Source organism: Pseudomonas sp. B21-053, assembly GCF_026016365.1.
Lineage (GTDB): Bacteria > Pseudomonadota > Gammaproteobacteria > Pseudomonadales > Pseudomonadaceae > Aquipseudomonas > Aquipseudomonas nunensis.
Genome location: NZ_CP087205.1, coordinates 6999241 through 7015507, shown reverse-complemented (window position 1 = coordinate 7015507; position 16267 = coordinate 6999241). Strand labels below are relative to the sequence as shown.

Genomic DNA, 16267 nt, shown 5'->3' with positions numbered 1-16267 from the left:
GAGGCTTGCCCGCGAAGAGGCCAGAACATTCAACATTTGTGTTTGTTGACACACCGCCTTCGCGGGCAAGCCTCGCTCCTACAGGTATTTGCGGTGTTTTTGGTTAGAACGCCATCCGCCACTGGCCCATTACGCCGTGATTGCGGCTGTCACTGCCGATCTCGCCGTTGAGGCCAACGCCCACGGTATGGTTGGTCGTAACCCCAAGATCCAGGCCGGCATCTACCGGAAGGCTGTTGCGATCCAGCTCCACGCCGTAAACGTTGTAGTTGCTGCCGCCCGTGACCAGTCGTTGGCGAGTGTGGGTGTAGACGTCGCCATAAGTGTGCTTCCAGCCGGCACTGAAGCGCGGGGTCAGTCGCATCCCGTTGTCCAGGATGTCGACCTTCGCCAGACGCAAGCCAACCGTGCTGTTCATGTTGTTCTGGGCCTGGTCCTGGACCTTCAGCGCCGCAGCTCCACCTTTTTCGGTGTAGCCGTCGCGCTGATAGCGTTGATAGCCGAGGCTGGCGAACGGTTCGATGCTGATGTTGGCGCGGCCCAGGTTGTAACCCACTTCGGCGAAGGCTTGTTGGGTACTGGCGTCGTAGCTTCCTTTAGGGCGATCGCTGAAACCGGTGAACGCTACCCGGCGTGCTGTGTTGCCGTCGTGGCTGCTGTAAGTCGCGCCGAGACGAAGTGACATCGGACCGTTCTGACGCAATGCATAAGCGCCCAAGTGCCAGCTGTCGAGATTGCCCTCGAGTTCGCGGCTGTCCATCTGAGTCTGGGATTTGCCTCCCATGACCCCCAGCCGCCATTCCTCATCGATGCTCCAGTCGGCGCCCAGCAGCAGGCCCTTGGTCGAGTGCTGCAGGGGGGAAACGTCGCGATCCAGTTTCCCGCTGTGGCCAAGAGCTTGCAGCCAGACTCTGCCATTGTCCTCGCTTCCAGCTGCAACCCTTGGCGCATTTTTTCGATCGCGCAGGTTGCCGCTGCCGTGAGTGTTGCCCAGTTGGCGCATGGCCGAGAGCATGCTGCCACTGACCGGATCGACGCTGCTCAAGGTTGCTTTGGCCAGATTGGCGTTACTGGAACCGGCGAGTTGCTCGAGGGCCAGCGAGGCGGTTTGCTTGTTGGAGGCGAGCAGGGCGTCGATGGCGGCGTTTGTCGTGGCGGGTGGTTTTTGATCGGTGGCGGAAGCGTTTGCGGTGGTCGACGGCTTTGGAGCTGCGCCGGAGATGTCAGCGATGGGGGATGGTTGTTGCGTATTATCGGAAGCGTCGGCGACGACGGCTGGGAGTGGTGCAGGGTCGGAAGTTTCGGCGGCGGCGGAAGTATCCGCGATGCCGGAGCTCACGGTTTCAGAAAGTACTTCGGCTTCGGGGATGGGTTGTGGCTCGGTGATATTTTTGGCGAACTCGCGTCCGTTGTCGGAAGTGGCAAGGCTCTCGAAAGGCACATCGTTACGGGTGTAGGTCAGGCCAACATTCTTTTTGGTGTACTCGAGCTTGGGGTCCATGAAGGCCAGGTCGTTGAGGACTTCACCAAATTCGCCTTCGACCTTTTTAGCCTCGATGAGAGTGTGTTGGCTGCTTTGCGGATAGTCGCCCGGCATCGTGACGATTTTCAGCGTGGAGCCACCGAGGCTGGCAGTGCCACCTACTTTGATCGTTTCTCCTTGGCCATCGGGATTGATCTCGTAGGCCAAGACGCCTGTTTTGGACAGGCTCAAGTTGCCTCTGACCGTTGGGGCGCCGTGTAATCTGTTGACGTTGACTTGACCGTGCACGTTCAGGCTGCCGACGGTGCCAGCACCCGCGAAAGTGCCACCTTCTTCGACGTCGACGCCGCCCCTGATTTCGCCATTGTTGATGAGTTGTCCAACCGCAATCGCTCGACCGAGGATCTTCCCGTTGTTAGTCAGGATGCCGTCGTTCAGCACCGCCACGCCTTCCTTGAAGTCGCTTTTACTGGTCAGCGTCCACGAGCCCTGAGAACTGAAGAGGCCAGCGAAGTTTCGTGTGTCTCCCAACTCGCCACCGTCAGAGGCATCAAGATGGATGACGTTCGTGCCTTTGCCACCTTCAGCGCGGTCTTTGAAGCTGCCACCGTTCTTCACGACGATAAGGTCGTCGGCGTCTCTTCCTTTTACAACATTTTCAGGTGAGTCAATTTCTTTGGGAACAGTGCTGTTGTTCTCGATGAACGCTTGAAAAACACCCCGCAGATCACGTTTTGACTCAACCCTCGGCACCTCCTTTGCATCGGCGGGGGCAGGCAATTCGGTATGAGCAGACAGATCTTGAGCGTTGGTAAACTCAGCGCAACCCAGCGCCAGCGCAATCGCCAGCGTGAGGTGTTTGGGTCGGAACGTGTGTTGATCGGACATCGGGTTTGGCCTCTTTTGCAGGGAGGCCAAACTTTAAAAGCCGAAGCAATTTCAGGATGCCGGGCATTTCCGCGTGTTTTGAAAGGCGTGGATCCTTTGCTTGTAGCCGAATCTGCCGTGGGCCTGAAACAGGTCCGGTTTCACCGATCATCAACAGTTTTTCCCTACAACAATCCCGGAATCTTCGATTGGCGAAAACTCAGAAACTCATCTGCCACTGTCCAATCAACCCATGGTTACGGCTATTGCTGCCAATCTCACCGCTGTAGGCAACCCCCACGGAATGCCGCGCCGAAATCCCCAGGTCCAGCCCGGCCTCAAGCACCATGCTGTCGCGATCCAGTGAACTGCCGTCGACACTGAACGCCGTGCCGCCGACCACAAAGGCCTGACGCGTCGAGCTGCTGACATCGCCATAGGTGTGCTTCCAGCCAGCGCTCATGCGCGGAGTCAGGCTCATACCGTTGTCCAGAGTGCTCAGGTGCGCCAGGCGAACGCCGAAGGTACTGCTGAAATTGTCCTGGGTTTGTTCCTCGACCTGCAACGCCGCGGCGCCGCCCTTTTCCTGGTAGCTGTCGCGGTGGTAACGCTGGTAGCCGAGGTTGGCGAAGGGTTCGGCGCTGAGGCGACCGCTGCCCATGGCATAACCCAGTTCAGCGAAGGCTTGCTGGCTGTCAGCGTCGTAATCGCCTTTTGGCCGATCACTGAAACCGTTGAACGCGACCGTACGTTTGCTTTCACCCTGATGGCCGCTGTAGGCCGCGCCGAGACGCAGCGCGAACGGGCCGCTTTGGCGCAGGGCGTAGACCCCGGCGTGCCAGCTCTCGACATTGCCATCGACGCCAGTGGCATCCAGATCGGTTTTCGAATAACCACCGAGCACCCCCAGGCGCCATTGCGGATTAAGCGCCCAGTCGGCACCCAGCACGCTGCCCTTGGTGCGTTGTTCCAGACCGCTGTTGCCGTGTTCGCCGTCGAGCTTGCCGTAACCGCCGATGGCTTGCAGCCACAGACGACCTTGCGCATTCGGATCGTTGAGGTTGCGCGCTTCCGCCGGCACGCCGGTGGACGCGAGGACCGGCGTATCCCGTTGATCGAGGCCTACCAACAAGCCTGAACTGCCGCCCATGTGTTGCATCGCTGAAAGCATGCTGCCGCCAATATGGCTGCTCGCGCTAAGGGTGGCGCTGGTCAGGTTGGCGTTGCTCGCGCCAGCCAGTTGTTCGATAGCCGCGCCTGCCGTGGCGGTGGTGGTGTTGAGCAACGCGTTGTAGAGCGCATTGTTTTTGCCGATCGAGGCCAGGCTGTTGGCGGCGTTGCTGCCGTTGCCGGTGGCGGCTAATTCGTTGAAGGCGATGTCGTTGCGGGTGTAGGTCAGATCGACCTGGGTCGGGGTGTACGCGAGGGTCGGCGTGAGGAACGCGTAATCGCTGGTGACCTTGCCGAACGTGCCATTGACGCTCGCGGCTTGCAGCACGGTGTAATGGCTTTGCCACGGATAGGTGCCGCTGCCGGGGTTCACCGCCAGGGTCGCGCCATTCAGGTTGGCGATGCCACCGACCCTCACTGGGGCGCTGCTGCCATCGGCATTCACGCCATAGGCCAGGGTGGCGCCGCTGCCAAAGGTCAAATCGTGAACGACGCTCGCGGTGCCCAATTGCGTGTTGGTTTGCAGCGTACCGTTGACCAACAGATTGCCCACCGAACCACCGCCGGCATAGAGGCCGCCCTGATCCACGGTAAGCGAACCGGCAATGCCGCCCTGGTTGATCAGCGTCGCGCCATTGCGCACCGCGCCGCCGTCGCTGAAATCGCCGATGCCGGTCAGCGTCCAGGCACCTTGCTTGACCTCCAGCCATTCGAAATTACGACTGGCGCCGAAACTGCCGCCCGCCACATCGTCCATCATCACCCGGTCATAACCGCTGCCGCCATCGACTACGCCGACGAAGCGGCTGCCGTTGCGCAAGGTCAGGTTGTCGTTGCCGCCACCGAGGTCGAGCGCCAGACCGTTGCTGCCGCTGATGGTCCCGCCGTTGATCACGCTGTCGGCGAACTCACCGACGAATTTCACACCGAACCCGTCGAGGCCCTGAATGGTGCCGAAGTTTTGCAGCGCCGTCGCCGCCACGCCCGAACCGCCGCTGCCGTCATCCACCAGGATTGCACTGTTGGCGCCGCTGATCAGCGCACCTTTGGCGTTCAAGATTGTGCCGCCGCCCAACGCGATGCCTTCACTGCCGTTGGCGAAACCACCCTTGTCCACGCCACCCGCGCCGACGCCCTGGATGGTGCCGTAGTTTTCGATGTGGGCGATGTTGTCGATGTCCACACCATCGCCGTCACCGTTGGGTTGCAGCCCCGAGTAGGCGCCGGTGATCGTGCCGTGGTTGATCACGGTGCCGTCACCATCGGAGCCGAAGCCCGAACCGTTGCGGCCGGTGATCTGCCCGTAGTTGACCAGTGTGGCGCCGAGGTCGGTGGTGATACCGTGACGGCCACCCGAAATAGTGCCGTAGTTGGTCACTGTCACGCCGGTCGCGGTATCAATGTCGATGCCATCGAATTTCTCGTCGACGTTGTGAGAATCGCCCGTCGAAATCTCGCCGTAGTTGGTGATCGTCGCATTTGCGCCGGTCTTCATGCCGTCGCTGGCGTCACCGCGAATCAGCCCGCCCGCGCGGTTAATGATGGTGGTTTTGACGCCGTCGCTGCGCAAGGCATCCAGGTCCAGCCCCTGGCCGGTGGTGGAGCGAATGATGCCGCTGTTATCGATCAGCAAACTGCCGCTGGCGAAATTGCTGTCGATGCGCAACGCGTCGTTGAACCCGAGAATCTGCCCGCCGCTGCGGTTATAGATGCTGTAGTTGCGCGCCTTGGTCAGATCGCCGCTGCTGTCGATCGCCCGGCCACCGGTGGAAACGATCTTGCCCGAGTTATCGATCACCACACCCGCACCGCTGGCGCTGTCCTTCAGGCTCACGGTCTTGCCGCTGTTGGTGATACTGCCCGGTGCCGAGATCGTCAACGTGTCGCTACCGCCGAGTGTTTGCGCGGCGGTGGTGGCGGTGTCGATTTGCACGTTTTTGGCGTGGGCGGCGGTGGTGCTGATCAACAGCGCAATGGTCAGGGCGAGACGCTGGGGCGAGAAGGGCATGGGTGGACAGCCTTTTTGTTATAAGCGGGCCGTCTTGTATAGCGGAGGGTTTTTACAGAATGATGTCGTTGGTTAAGTGCAATCTTTTGCAGATATTTCGGAGTTCGACGCATCTATGCGCAATTTAATGCGTACCTGGACAATGTAGGAGCTGCCGAAGGCTGCGATCTTTTGATCTTTCTATAGTGCGGCTTGCGAGAGATCAAAAGATCGCAGCCTTCGGCAGCTCCTACCGGGTTTCGTATTTCAGCTTAGCTACGACTTAAATACGCCTTGCCGTAATGCCGTTCCATCCGCGCCTGGATCAGCTCCAGCCCAATCGACATCACCCAATAAATAATCGCAGCCGTCGTCAGCATCTCGATGTAGCGATAGCTCGAGCGCCCATACGACTGTGCCAGAAACATCACTTCCCAAACCCCCATCACCGAGATCAGCGACGAGTCCTTGAGCATGGAGATGAATTGGTTGGTGGTCGGCGGGATGATGGTGCGCATGGCCTGGGGCAGGGTGACGCGCCAGAAGATTACGGTTTCGCGCATGCCGAGCGCCAAGGAAGCTTCGCGTTGGCCGTGGGGGACGCCGAGGATGCCGGCGCGGAAGATTTCGCTGAGGTAAGCGCCGTAGTTCAGTGACAGGGCGATGATCCCGGCGGCGATGGCGCCCGGTACGACGCCCAGTTGCGGCAGGCCAAGGTAGATCAGCAGGATCTGGATCAGCAGCGGCGTGCCACGAAAGAATGACGCGTAGAAACTCGCAATGCCGAACGCCACGGCGCTTTTCGAAAGTCGTCCCAGTGCGGTGATAAAGCCCAGCAGCGATGACGCGATGATTGAGCAGGCGCAGAGAAACAACGTCAGCGCCGCGCCTTGCAGAAAGCCATTCGGCGCAAGGTGCAGGCCGACGAGGTTGGGCAGCTTGTCGAGGATGATCGAGAACTTCAGGTCGAAGCTCAGGAAGAAACTGGCGAACAAGCCGAACATCGCCGCCCAGGTCAGGTACAGCCGCGTGCGGAATCCGAAGATCCGTTGCAGGCGTGACTCAGCCACCGGTTGCGGTGGCTGGGGAGGTGTCGGGAAAGAAGTCATTGGCTGATGTCGGCGCCGATCCATTTTTGCGAGAGCTTGGTCAACGTGCCGTCCTGTTTAAGCTGGGCGAAAACTTCACGGACTTTGCTGTCCCACTGCGCGTCACCCTTTTCGATGGCCACGGAGTTCGGCTCCGAGTACAGCGGGTCGCCGGCGAGTTTGAAGCGTTTGTCCTCGTTCAGGCGCGGTTGCGCGGTCACCAGGTTGGTGAGAATCGCGTCCAGTCGAACACCGGCGCCGAGGCCCAGGTCCTGGAACGCCACGTTATCGGTGTCATACGGAGCGATCTGCACGTCCTCGAACGGGTACTGCAACTGCGTGTCTTCGGCGCCTTCGATCACCAGGTTTTTGTTCAGGTAGCTTTCGTAGCTGGAGGCGCTGGTGAGGCCGACTTTTTTGCCGCTCAGGTCCTTGGCGTTGTGGATGCGGTCATCCTTGGCGTTGACCACGATCACGGCAGGCGAGGCGTAGTACTCAACCGGGAAATCGAAGACTTCGGCGCGGGCCTTGCTCGGGGTCATCGAGCAGATGCAGATGTCGTAACGACCGCTCCAGCGGCCAGCGGCAATCACGTCCCATGACGGGGTTTCGAGACGCAGTTTGACGCCGAGTTTCTCGGCCACGGCTTTGGCCACATCGACGTCGAAACCGTCGAGTTGGTTTTGGTCATTGAGGAAGGAGAACGGTGGATAACTTTCCATCAGCACGCCCACCAGTTCTTTCTTTTGCTCGACGCGATCCAGCGTGGCGCCGCCAAAGGCTTGGGTGGAGGCAGCCAAAATCGTCAGGCCCAGGGCCAGTAGCGGTTGGAATTTCACAGGCGATCCCTGATAAAAAAGAGGTTGTTATTAACCAGATGTTACGTATTAAATAGTTATAAGAACGACTCTGATAGTGAGTTATTTTCATAAGCTTATGAGTGAAAAGCATATGGGCGCAGGAAGCACAGTAATTCTGGACGGCGGCATGGGCCGTGAGCTGCAGCGCCGAGGTGCGCCGTTCAGACAGCCCGAGTGGTCGGCGCTGGCCTTGAGTGAGGCGCCGCAAGCGGTCGAGGCGGTGCACGCGGCTTATATCGAAAGCGGTGCCAACGTCATCACCAGCAACAGTTATGCGGTGGTGCCGTTTCATATTGGCGAGGAGCGTTTTGCCGCCGAGGGTCAGGCCCTGGCCGCACTGGCCGGTGAACTGGCGCGGCGCGCGGTAGACGCTGCAGGCAAACCGGTACGCGTGGCCGGCTCGTTGCCACCGCTGTTTGGCTCCTACCGACCGGACCTGTTCGACGCTGCCCGAGTGACAGAATTGCTGACACCACTGGTGAGAGGCCTCGCGCCCCACGTTGACCTGTGGCTGGCGGAAACCCAGAGCTCAATCGTCGAAGCGCGGGCGATCCACGCCGGTCTGCCGAAGGACGGCAAGCCGTTCTGGCTGTCGTTTACCTTGAAGGATGAAGACACCGACGACGTGCCGCGTTTGCGTTCTGGCGAGCCGGTGGCTGAAGCGGCGGCAGTGGCGGCAGAGTTGGGCGTCGAGACCTTGCTGTTCAACTGCAGCCAGCCGGAAGTGATCGGCGCGGCCATCGATGCGGCGCGGGAAACGTTCGAGCGCCTGGGTGTGAACATTCACATCGGCGCGTACGCGAATGCCTTCCCGCCGCAACCGAAAGAAGCCACGGCCAACGACGGGCTCGACCCGTTGCGCGAGGATCTTGATCCACCGGGTTACCTGCATTGGGCGGCGGATTGGCAGCAGCGTGGTGCCAGTCACTTGGGCGGGTGCTGCGGGATCGGGCCGGAGCATATTGCGGTTTTAGCCCAGAAATTGGCGTGAGGCTATTCGCGGGCAAGCCTCGCTCCTACAGGTTTTGGGTTGTCCGCAAGATAGGGATCAACGCATCACCCTGTAGGAGCGAGGCTTGCCCGCGAAGGCGTCCGTCCAGACGCTAAATATTTACCCGCGGCACTCAGCCAAGGTTTTCACCTGCCCCGAATCCGTCTGGTTTTCATCAGAAAGCCACCGCTCAAACCCCGCCCCAATCGCCGGCCATTCCGAATCCAGAATCGAATACCACGCCGTATCGCGGTTCTGCCCTTTCACGACCATGTGCTGGCGGAACACCCCTTCAAAACTGAAGCCCAACCGCTCGGCCGCATATTTGGAGCGGGCGTTGCCGTTGTTGCACTTCCACTCCAGACGCCGGTAGCCCATGGCAAACGATTCTTTGGCCAGCAGGTAAACCGCTTCGGTGCTTTTCGGCGAACGCTGCATCGGTGCGCCGAAGGTCACGTGGCCAATTTCGATACGGCCCTGAGCCGGGACGATCGACATCAGGCTGAGGATGCCCTGCACATCACCGCTGGCACGATCGATCACCGCGAAGAAATACGGGTCGCTGTTGGCCGCGTGGTTGTTCAGCCAATCGTTGAACACGCTGCGCTCCGGGAAGGGGCCGTAAGGCAAGTAATCCCAGAGTTTCGGATCGGCGCCGGGCCCTTGCAGGGCTTTGAACAAGCCATCGGCGTGGCGCGCAGGATCGAGTTTTTCCAAGCGAATAAAGCGCCCTTCGATCAGTTGAACCGTGGGGGCCGGGGCGCCTTTCCAGTCCGCGAGTGAAGTCGACATTGTTGTTCTCCTTGAACCTTAAAGGGCTTTGCGAAACTGAATGAGACCGGGGCGTTCAGCGATGCGCTCGTAGAGCTGGATCGCGGTGGCGTTGGTTTCGTGGGTCAGCCAGTGAACCTTGCAGCAACCGTCTGCCTTGGCGGTGGCGTAGACGAATTCGATCAGCTTGCGACCGACGCCGGTGCCCCGGGTGTCCTCCGTTACCAATAGGTCTTGCAGGTAGCAAGAGTTTTCGATGCTCCAGTTCGAGCGGTGGTAGATAAAGTTCACCATCCCCACGGCTTTGCCATCGGCCCAGGCGAGGGCGGAGTGGGTTGGCTCGTTCGGGTCGAGCATGCGCAGCCAAGTGCTTGGAGTCACAGCGTCGGGCAATTCGGTGTTGTAGAAGCGCAGGTAGGCTTGCCACAACGGCAACCATGCGGCGTGGTCGTCGGCGCTGACCTGGCGGATCTCGATCTGACTCATGTTCATTCCTTAACGCATCAAGTGGGCGAGTGCCTGGTCCTGCGCGTCGGGGCTGGCGGCCAGCCCTTCGCGCACACCGGCGATGTCTGCGGCGCTGCGGTTCTGGCTCAACTTGCGTTTGCCTTCCAGGCGCTCGATCGGCAGGGCGAAACCGACGATGGCCCGGAGCATGCCGGCGATGTAGTCGGCCGGGGCGTCAGCGACTTTCCATGGCTGAGTACGATCCGCTTCGTGGCGATCAGTGAGGGCGCTGACCAGATTGCGCAGGCGATCAGCGTCGGTGAACACTTCAGCCACGCCGTAAGCGTGAACGGCGACGTAGTTCCAGGTCGGCACGACTTTGCCGTGCTCGGCTTTGGCCGGGTAAAAGCCAGGGCTCACGTACGCGTCGGCACCGGCAAAAATCACCAGCGCCTCGGCGCCGTTTTGCAATTCCTTCCATTGCGGATTGGCCTTGGCCAAGTGTCCGTAAAGGGTGCCATTGGGGCCTTGTTCGGCATCCAGCAGCAACGGAATATGGCTGGCTTGCAAGCCTTGCTCGCCATGGGTAACCAGCATGGCGAGGCGGGTAGCGAGTATCTGCTGATGCAAGTCCTGCAAATCGTCGATGGCAAAGCTGCTTGGCGTGTACATGGAAATTTCCCTTGGCGAATGGCTTCATCCTAGGCAGGCTATTGGTCTGTTGTAAGAGCCATTCAAGACCAATTTCATAGGTCCATTGTGATGAAGGATGCGCCGCTTTCCTTGTCCTTCAACCCGGCCGGCATCGAACTCGATCCGCGCCAGGGGTTGAGTCGTCAGCTCTATCAGGCGTTGCGGGTGCGCGTGCTCGACGGCCGACTGGCCAGTGGCACGCGATTGCCGGCCAGCCGAGATTTGGCGGCGGCGCTGTCGATTTCCCGAAACAGCGTGGTCCGTGCCTACGATCAGCTCTACGCCGAAGGCTTTATCGAAGGTCGGGTGGGCGACGGCACTTACGTCGCGCAATTGCCGCAAACCGCGATACCGACGAAAAAACTATCCACAAAAGTATCCACAGGGTTGTCAACAGGGTTACCCACAGCCTTATCCACAAATTGGCTGGATTTACCTGTGATTCCATCCAGTAAAGTTATCCACAGTGGCGCGTTGGCGCGGGTTGAAAAGAACCATTTGGCCCTGCCGCCGAGTGGCCCGCCGAAGGCTTTTCGGGTGGGTGTGCCGGCTTTCGATCTGTTTCCGTTCGAGGTGTGGGCCAAGCTGAACGCGGCTTTCTGGCGCAAACCGGATTTGCAGCAGCTGTGTTATGGCGACCCGGCAGGCGATGAAAGATTGCGCGGAATGATTGCCGCGTATCTGCGCAGTTCCCGGGGCATGCAGTGCTCGGCTGAGCAAATTGTGATCACCAGTGGCGCGCAGCAGGCAATTAGCCTTTGTGCACAGCTGCTGGTAGAGCCGGGCGATGGGGTGGCGATCGAGAATCCGGGGTATCGCGCGGCCGGTCATGCGTTCGCCGTGGCCGGTGGCAAATTGCACGGCGTATCGGTGGACAGCGAGGGCATCAATTGCGCCGAACTGGAAGGGCTGGAGGATTGCCGACTGGCTTACGTCACTCCGTCTCATCAGTACCCGACCGGGGTGATCATGAGCCTGGCGCGGCGCCTGGAGTTGTTGGCGTGGGCCGAGCGCACCCAAGGCTGGATCGTCGAAGATGACTATGACGGCGAATACCGTTACAGCGGCGCGCCATTGGCACCGTTAGCTGCGCTGGATCGGCAGGGGCGGGTGTTGTACGTCGGGACGTTCGGCAAAGTAGCGTTCCCGGCATTGCGCCTGGGTTATCTGGTATTGCCGCCGGGTCTGGTGGATGCGTTCTCCCGTCGGCGTGCGGTGGATGTGCGGCACTCGGAAGTCAGCACTCAGGCCGTGATGGCCGAGTTCATCGCGGCGGGGCATTTCCAGCGGCATATTCGGCGCATGCGTCGTGCGGCGCTGAGTCGGCGTAATACGTTGCTGGCCGGTTGGCCGAAGGACATTCCCGGCGTGGGCAACCTGCCCAGTGTGGCGGCGGGGCTGCATTTGACGGTGTCGGTCGAGAGCGTGGTCCGCGAGTCTGAACTGGTGGCCCAAGCGGAAGCGGTGGGGGTTGAGATCAATGCGTTGAGCGGTTATTGGCTGCCCGACTCGACCCGGCCAGCGGATGAGCGTGCGGGGTTGGTGCTGGGGTTTGCTGCGGTGCCGGAGACTGACATTGAGTCGGCGTTGCTAAGGTTGCGTTCTGCCTGGTGTCGCTGATCAACCAATCACCGATATCCCTGTGGGAGCGGGCTTGCTCGCGAAAGCGGTGTGTCAGCCAACGATGATGTCGACTGACACTCCCTCTTCGCGAGCAAGCCCGCTCCCACAGATTCTGTGTCTTCCACAGGTTCTGTGGGTTAGCTGATGGACCTACCCATCAAGTCCCGGACTTAATCTTCGTCCACGCCCGGGTCCGCGCTCGCTCGGCATCTCGCGGCAGCGGTTGCAGGGTGTAGAGCGTACTCATCGCTGACTCGGTCGGGTACAGGTTCGGGTTGTTGCGGATCGCCGGGTCGACCAGTTCCGTGGCGTCCTTGTTCGGGTTCGGGTAGCCGACGAAGTCGCTGACCGGCGCAATCACCTGGGGTTGCAGCAGGTAGTTGATGAAGGTGTAGGCGTCTTCCGTGTTCTTTGCACCTTTAGGAATCGCGAGCATGTCGAACCAGATCGGCGCGCCTTCTTTCGGCAGGCGCATATCCACGACCACGCCATTCTTGGCTTCTTTGGCGCGGTTGGCAGCTTGGGAGAAGCTGCCGGAATAGCCGACCGCGACGCAGATGTCGCCGTTGGCGATGTCGGCCATGTACTTGGACGAGTGGAAGTACGTGACGTACGGCCGGATCTTCATCAGCAGCGCTTCAGCCTTGTCGTAGTCCGCAGGCTTTTTGCTGTTCGGGTCCAGGCCGAGGTGTTGCAGGGCTAGCGGCAAGATCTCCGACGGCGAGTCGAGCAGGGCGACGCCGCACTGCTTGAGCTTGCTGATGTTCTCTTCCTTGAAAATCAGGTCCCAACTGTCCACCGGCGCATCGGCGCCCAGCGCAGCCTTGACCTTGTCCGGGTTGAAGCCGATCAGGATGGTGCCGTACATGTACGGCACGGCGAATTTGTTGCCGGGATCGTTGGCTTCGATCAGCTTCATCAGCTTGGGATCGAGGTGATTCCAGTTCGGCAACTTGCTGCGGTCCAGGGGCTGAAACACGCCGGCTTCGATCTGCTTGGCGAGGAACACGTTGGACGGCACCACCACGTCATAGCCGGAGTTGCCGGTCAACAGCTTGGCTTCCAGCGCTTCGTTGGTGTCGAAAATGTCGTAGACCAGTTTGGTCTGGGTGTTCTGGGCCTTGAAGTCTTCGAGGGCTTTGGGGGTGATGTAGTCGAACCAGTTGTAGACGCGCAACGTTCGGTCTTCGGCGTGAACGGCACCGCTAAGTACCGTCGCGCATAGCGCTGGAGCGATAAAACGCTTGAGTCTGTTCATTCTTCTAATTCCTCATTGGGCGCTTTCAAAACCTTCGAGAACGTTCACGGCGTTGATGCCGATTTCTTCTACCGCGTAACCGCCTTCCATCACGAACAGCGTCGGCTTGCCGAGCTTCGCGATGCGCTCGCCCATGGCCAGGTAATCCGGGCTGTCGAGCTTGAATTGCGAGATGGGGTCGTCCTTGAAGGTATCGACGCCCAGGGACACGACGACGATGTCGGCCCCGTACTTCTCGATCTCTTTACACGCCTGATCCAGCGCTGCGCTCCAGGTTTCCCAGCCCGAGCCGGCGGGCAAAGGGTAGTTGAAGTTGAAGCCTTCACCGGCGCCTTCACCCAGCTCATCTTCGTAGCCGAGGAAGAACGGGAATTCGGCTTCCGGGTGGCCGTGGATCGAGGTGAACAGCACATCGCTGCGCTCGTAGAAAATCGATTGGGTGCCGTTGCCGTGGTGGTAATCGACGTCGAGGATCGCGACCTTTTTGTGGCCCTGATCGAGGAACGCCTGGGCGGCGATGGCGGCGTTGTTGAGGTAGCAATAACCGCCCATCAAATCACTGGCGGCGTGGTGTCCCGGCGGACGGCACAGCGCGAAGGCACTGCGGGCGCCGCGCTGGATGGCGGCTTGGGCAGTCAACGCCACTTGCGCTGCGCTGTACGCCGCTTGCCAGGTGCCGGCGGTGATCGGCGCGCCGCCGTCGAAGCTGTAATAGCCGAGCTGGCCGTGCAGGCTGGTGGGTTTGATCCGGCGCAGAGTCCGCGCCGGCCAGGTGTAGGGCAGCAAGTCGCCGTCGGTATTGAACTCGGTCCAGCGTGCCCAGGCACCTTTGAAGAAGTCGAGATAGTCGTGGTCGTGAATGCGCTGGATCGGCTCCAGGCCAAAATCCTGCGGCACTTCCACCGGCCCGAGGTCGCGGTCTTGCACGCGCTGTAGAACATGGTCGGCGCGCGAAGGCATTTCGAAGCAGGGCATCAATTGCCCGTCCATCAATTCGCAGCGGCCGTGGTGCAGGTGGTGATCGTCCGAGTAGATCGTCAGCATTTTCTTGTTCTCCGCAAGCTGATTCGGTTGAACACAGTCTTGCGGGGCGAGGCGTTTGGGAGAACGGCAGGAAAGGCCAAAAGGGGATCGATATGGCCAAAACATTTGACCGAAATTCGCCCCTTATTGGCGCATCGGCGCCCTGGCCTTGGGCATGGAATACAAAACCTGTGGGAGCGGGCTTGCTCGCGAAAGCGGTGTGTCAGTCAAATCAATGTCAACTGACACACCGCCTTCGCGAGCAAGCCCGCTCCCACATTGGGATATCAGTGGGGCCGGAACTGGCTGGGGGCCACGCCACTCCAGCGTACAAACGCATGCCGGAAGCTCGCGGTCTCGCTGAACCCCAGCGCTTCGGCGATTTGATAGATCGGCAGTTGATCCTCGCAGAGCATCTGCTTGGCCTGCTCGAACCGCAGTTCATCCAGCAGCTCTTGATAGCTGCAGCCCAAATCCTTGAGATGCCGGCGCAAGGTGCGCGGCGAACACTTCATCTGCTCAGCCAGCCCTTCAAGCCCCGGCGCGGCATGCAACTGCGCGCTGAGCAACTGGCGAATCCGGCCCAGCCACGCCTGGCGGCCGGTGAACTCGGTGTTCTGCTTGCGGCAGCGTTCGGCCATGGCTTGATGGGTGATCACATCGGCCAGAGGTAACGGTTGGTCGAGCCACTGTCGGTCGAAGGCAAACGCGTTGTCCCGCGCCTCGAAGCTCAAGGGGCAAGCGAAATGCTCGGCGTAGGTCGCCTGATAATCCGGCGCCAAATGTTCAAACCGCGCGGCCAGCAGCGGCAGTGGATGGCCGAGCAGGTCGTCGCAGATGACTTTCAGCGAGACCAGGCAGAACTCGGCATTGAACACCGCCAGCGCCGGGTTCTCCCGGTAATCGGCGGCGACGAACCAGATGCGTTCGCCATCGTCTTCCAGGCTCAGCTCGAAAAGTGTTCCCAGCAGCGCCGGATAACGTATCGCCAGGCGCAAAGCGTCACCGAAGGTGGCACTGGTGAGCAGCGCATAACCGAGCATGCCATAGGACGAAACATGCATCCGACGGCCCAGCTCCAGGCCGATATCGCGCTTGAGCGCGACCGCATTGGCGCAGACCTGCATCTCCTGATTGGTGGTGATGCGCGTGTCGGCCCGGCTCAGATCCGCTGCGCTGATGCCACTTCCCGCGAGCAATGCCTCGCTGGACAAGCCTTCAGCCTTGAAGGTATTGAGCACCAGGGAGACGGCGTTGAGAGTGGTGAGGTGGGAGTGGAGCATGCTCGCGTCCGTTCATGAAGTCTGCTTGAAGGCAGCAAGTTGTATGCCGCTGCTGCTGGTGCTGGCTTGCCGACAAAAGCCGATTGGTGCAACCTGCCTGCCATTCACCCTCCGGGTGGTGTCGCAAACAACCATAAAGGATTAGGTATGACTTTCACTCCCTCGCGCCACATTATCCTGGCCTCCAGCTTGTTGCTCAGCTCGCTGTGCTTTGCCGAGGGCGAGCCGGCCAACGACAGCAGTATCAAGGACTCGGCCAAGGCAGCGGTCTCTTCGGCGATTTCGGCCGGCAAAAACCTGTTGGGCGGGGTCAGTGAAGGGGTGCTTGACGGGCGTCAGTCGGCCCAAGGCGTTGACGGTGCTTCGATCATTTCCTCGCGTGAGCAAATGAAGGACCGCATCGATGTTCAGGTGTTGAAGACCGAGGCCGTCGGCGACACCTTCAATGTCACGCTGGGCTTCAAGAACAGCAGCGACAGCCAATTGCGCCTGATCAACCTCAAGCAGGCCGGCGCTTTGCTGGCGATCGATCAGGACGGGTATGCCAACGGGCTGACAGCCAGCCTGGAAAACCCGGATGACGTTACCGTGCCGCCGAAAGCCGCGGTGCGGCAGAAATTCATTTTTGAAGGGCCGATCGAGACGTCCACCACGGTACGGGTGTGGGGCCAGGATTATCAGGTCAAGAAGTAATCTTCGCGGCCAGCCGGCTCCTGCGACATC

General features: G+C 60.3%; 13 protein-coding genes. 3 read left to right on the top strand and 10 right to left on the bottom strand.

Annotated features, from left to right (window positions below; all coding sequences use genetic code 11):
- Positions 1-103: 103 nt before the first annotated feature.
- The 4 genes from LOY68_RS31620 to LOY68_RS31605 form a co-directional block, all read right to left on the bottom strand.
- Positions 104-2371, bottom strand: coding sequence for an autotransporter domain-containing protein (locus tag LOY68_RS31620; RefSeq protein ID WP_265041944.1), 2268 nt, complete (start codon positions 2369-2371; stop codon positions 104-106).
- Positions 2372-2570: 199 nt separating this feature from the next.
- Positions 2571-5528, bottom strand: a complete 2958-nt coding sequence (locus tag LOY68_RS31615) for an autotransporter domain-containing protein (RefSeq protein WP_265041942.1) — start codon at positions 5526-5528, stop codon at positions 2571-2573.
- 251 nt (positions 5529-5779) lie between these two features.
- Positions 5780-6616 (bottom strand): amino acid ABC transporter permease, encoded by an 837-nt coding sequence (locus LOY68_RS31610; protein ID WP_265041940.1) that lies wholly within the window; start codon positions 6614-6616, stop codon positions 5780-5782.
- Entirely contained in the window at positions 6613-7434 is an 822-nt protein-coding gene (locus LOY68_RS31605; RefSeq protein ID WP_054048293.1) for an ABC transporter substrate-binding protein, read from the bottom strand. Before LOY68_RS31605 ends, LOY68_RS31610 begins: the two co-directional genes overlap by 4 nt.
- 112 nt (positions 7435-7546) lie before the next feature.
- On the opposite strand from LOY68_RS31605, the gene LOY68_RS31600 reads away from it, so the two are divergent.
- On the top strand, positions 7547-8446 hold the full coding sequence (locus LOY68_RS31600) for a homocysteine S-methyltransferase family protein (RefSeq protein WP_265041937.1): 900 nt from the start codon (positions 7547-7549) through the stop codon (positions 8444-8446).
- Between the two features lie 120 nt (positions 8447-8566).
- Here LOY68_RS31600 and LOY68_RS31595 read toward each other — a convergent pair whose 3' ends face one another.
- The 3 genes from LOY68_RS31595 to LOY68_RS31585 are packed head-to-tail and all read right to left on the bottom strand — an operon-like array spanning position 8567 to position 10336.
- Entirely contained in the window at positions 8567-9238 is a 672-nt protein-coding gene (locus LOY68_RS31595) for a GNAT family N-acetyltransferase (RefSeq protein ID WP_265041936.1), read from the bottom strand.
- A gap of 18 nt (positions 9239-9256) precedes the next feature.
- Positions 9257-9703: a GNAT family N-acetyltransferase gene (locus LOY68_RS31590; protein WP_265041935.1), complete on the bottom strand. Its 447-nt coding sequence runs from the start codon at positions 9701-9703 to the stop codon at positions 9257-9259.
- Positions 9704-9712: 9 nt separating this feature from the next.
- Entirely contained in the window at positions 9713-10336 is a 624-nt protein-coding gene (locus tag LOY68_RS31585; RefSeq protein WP_265041933.1) for an FMN-binding negative transcriptional regulator, read from the bottom strand.
- 90 nt (positions 10337-10426) lie between these two features.
- On the opposite strand from LOY68_RS31585, the gene LOY68_RS31580 reads away from it, so the two are divergent.
- A complete protein-coding gene (locus tag LOY68_RS31580; protein WP_265041932.1) occupies positions 10427-11977 on the top strand; it encodes a PLP-dependent aminotransferase family protein in 1551 nt (516 codons plus the stop codon).
- 160 nt (positions 11978-12137) lie between these two features.
- Here LOY68_RS31580 and LOY68_RS31575 read toward each other — a convergent pair whose 3' ends face one another.
- From LOY68_RS31575 to LOY68_RS31565, 3 genes are all read right to left on the bottom strand, one after another.
- The gene (locus tag LOY68_RS31575; protein ID WP_054617076.1) at positions 12138-13238 is read right to left on the bottom strand and encodes a polyamine ABC transporter substrate-binding protein; all 1101 of its coding nucleotides are present in this window, start codon (positions 13236-13238) and stop codon (positions 12138-12140) included.
- A 12-nt stretch (positions 13239-13250) separates the two neighbouring features.
- The gene (locus LOY68_RS31570; protein WP_265041930.1) at positions 13251-14282 is read right to left on the bottom strand and encodes a histone deacetylase family protein; all 1032 of its coding nucleotides are present in this window, start codon (positions 14280-14282) and stop codon (positions 13251-13253) included.
- 266 nt (positions 14283-14548) lie between these two features.
- Entirely contained in the window at positions 14549-15544 is a 996-nt protein-coding gene (locus LOY68_RS31565; RefSeq protein ID WP_265041928.1) for an AraC family transcriptional regulator, read from the bottom strand.
- A 147-nt stretch (positions 15545-15691) separates the two neighbouring features.
- Between LOY68_RS31565 and LOY68_RS31560 the strand changes: the two genes are divergently transcribed.
- Positions 15692-16237, top strand: a complete 546-nt coding sequence (locus LOY68_RS31560) for a hypothetical protein (RefSeq protein ID WP_265041926.1) — start codon at positions 15692-15694, stop codon at positions 16235-16237.
- The last annotated feature ends 30 nt before the right edge of the window (positions 16238-16267 follow it).

What these genes read in the sequence shown, in the direction of transcription:
- LOY68_RS31620 (WP_265041944.1), bottom strand. Translation starts at nt 2,371, where the DNA reads ATGTCCGATCAACACACGTTCCGACCCAAACACCTCACGCTGGCGATT.
- LOY68_RS31615 (WP_265041942.1), bottom strand. Translation starts at nt 5,528, where the DNA reads ATGCCCTTCTCGCCCCAGCGTCTCGCCCTGACCATTGCGCTGTTGATC.
- LOY68_RS31610 (WP_265041940.1), bottom strand. Translation starts at nt 6,616, where the DNA reads ATGACTTCTTTCCCGACACCTCCCCAGCCACCGCAACCGGTGGCTGAG.
- LOY68_RS31600 (WP_265041937.1), top strand. Translation starts at nt 7,547, where the DNA reads ATGGGCGCAGGAAGCACAGTAATTCTGGACGGCGGCATGGGCCGTGAG.
- LOY68_RS31595 (WP_265041936.1), bottom strand. Translation starts at nt 9,238, where the DNA reads ATGTCGACTTCACTCGCGGACTGGAAAGGCGCCCCGGCCCCCACGGTT.
- LOY68_RS31590 (WP_265041935.1), bottom strand. Translation starts at nt 9,703, where the DNA reads ATGAGTCAGATCGAGATCCGCCAGGTCAGCGCCGACGACCACGCCGCA.
- LOY68_RS31585 (WP_265041933.1), bottom strand. Translation starts at nt 10,336, where the DNA reads ATGTACACGCCAAGCAGCTTTGCCATCGACGATTTGCAGGACTTGCAT.
- LOY68_RS31580 (WP_265041932.1), top strand. Translation starts at nt 10,427, where the DNA reads ATGAAGGATGCGCCGCTTTCCTTGTCCTTCAACCCGGCCGGCATCGAA.
- LOY68_RS31575 (WP_054617076.1), bottom strand. Translation starts at nt 13,238, where the DNA reads ATGAACAGACTCAAGCGTTTTATCGCTCCAGCGCTATGCGCGACGGTA.
- LOY68_RS31570 (WP_265041930.1), bottom strand. Translation starts at nt 14,282, where the DNA reads ATGCTGACGATCTACTCGGACGATCACCACCTGCACCACGGCCGCTGC.
- LOY68_RS31565 (WP_265041928.1), bottom strand. Translation starts at nt 15,544, where the DNA reads ATGCTCCACTCCCACCTCACCACTCTCAACGCCGTCTCCCTGGTGCTC.
- LOY68_RS31560 (WP_265041926.1), top strand. Translation starts at nt 15,692, where the DNA reads ATGACTTTCACTCCCTCGCGCCACATTATCCTGGCCTCCAGCTTGTTG.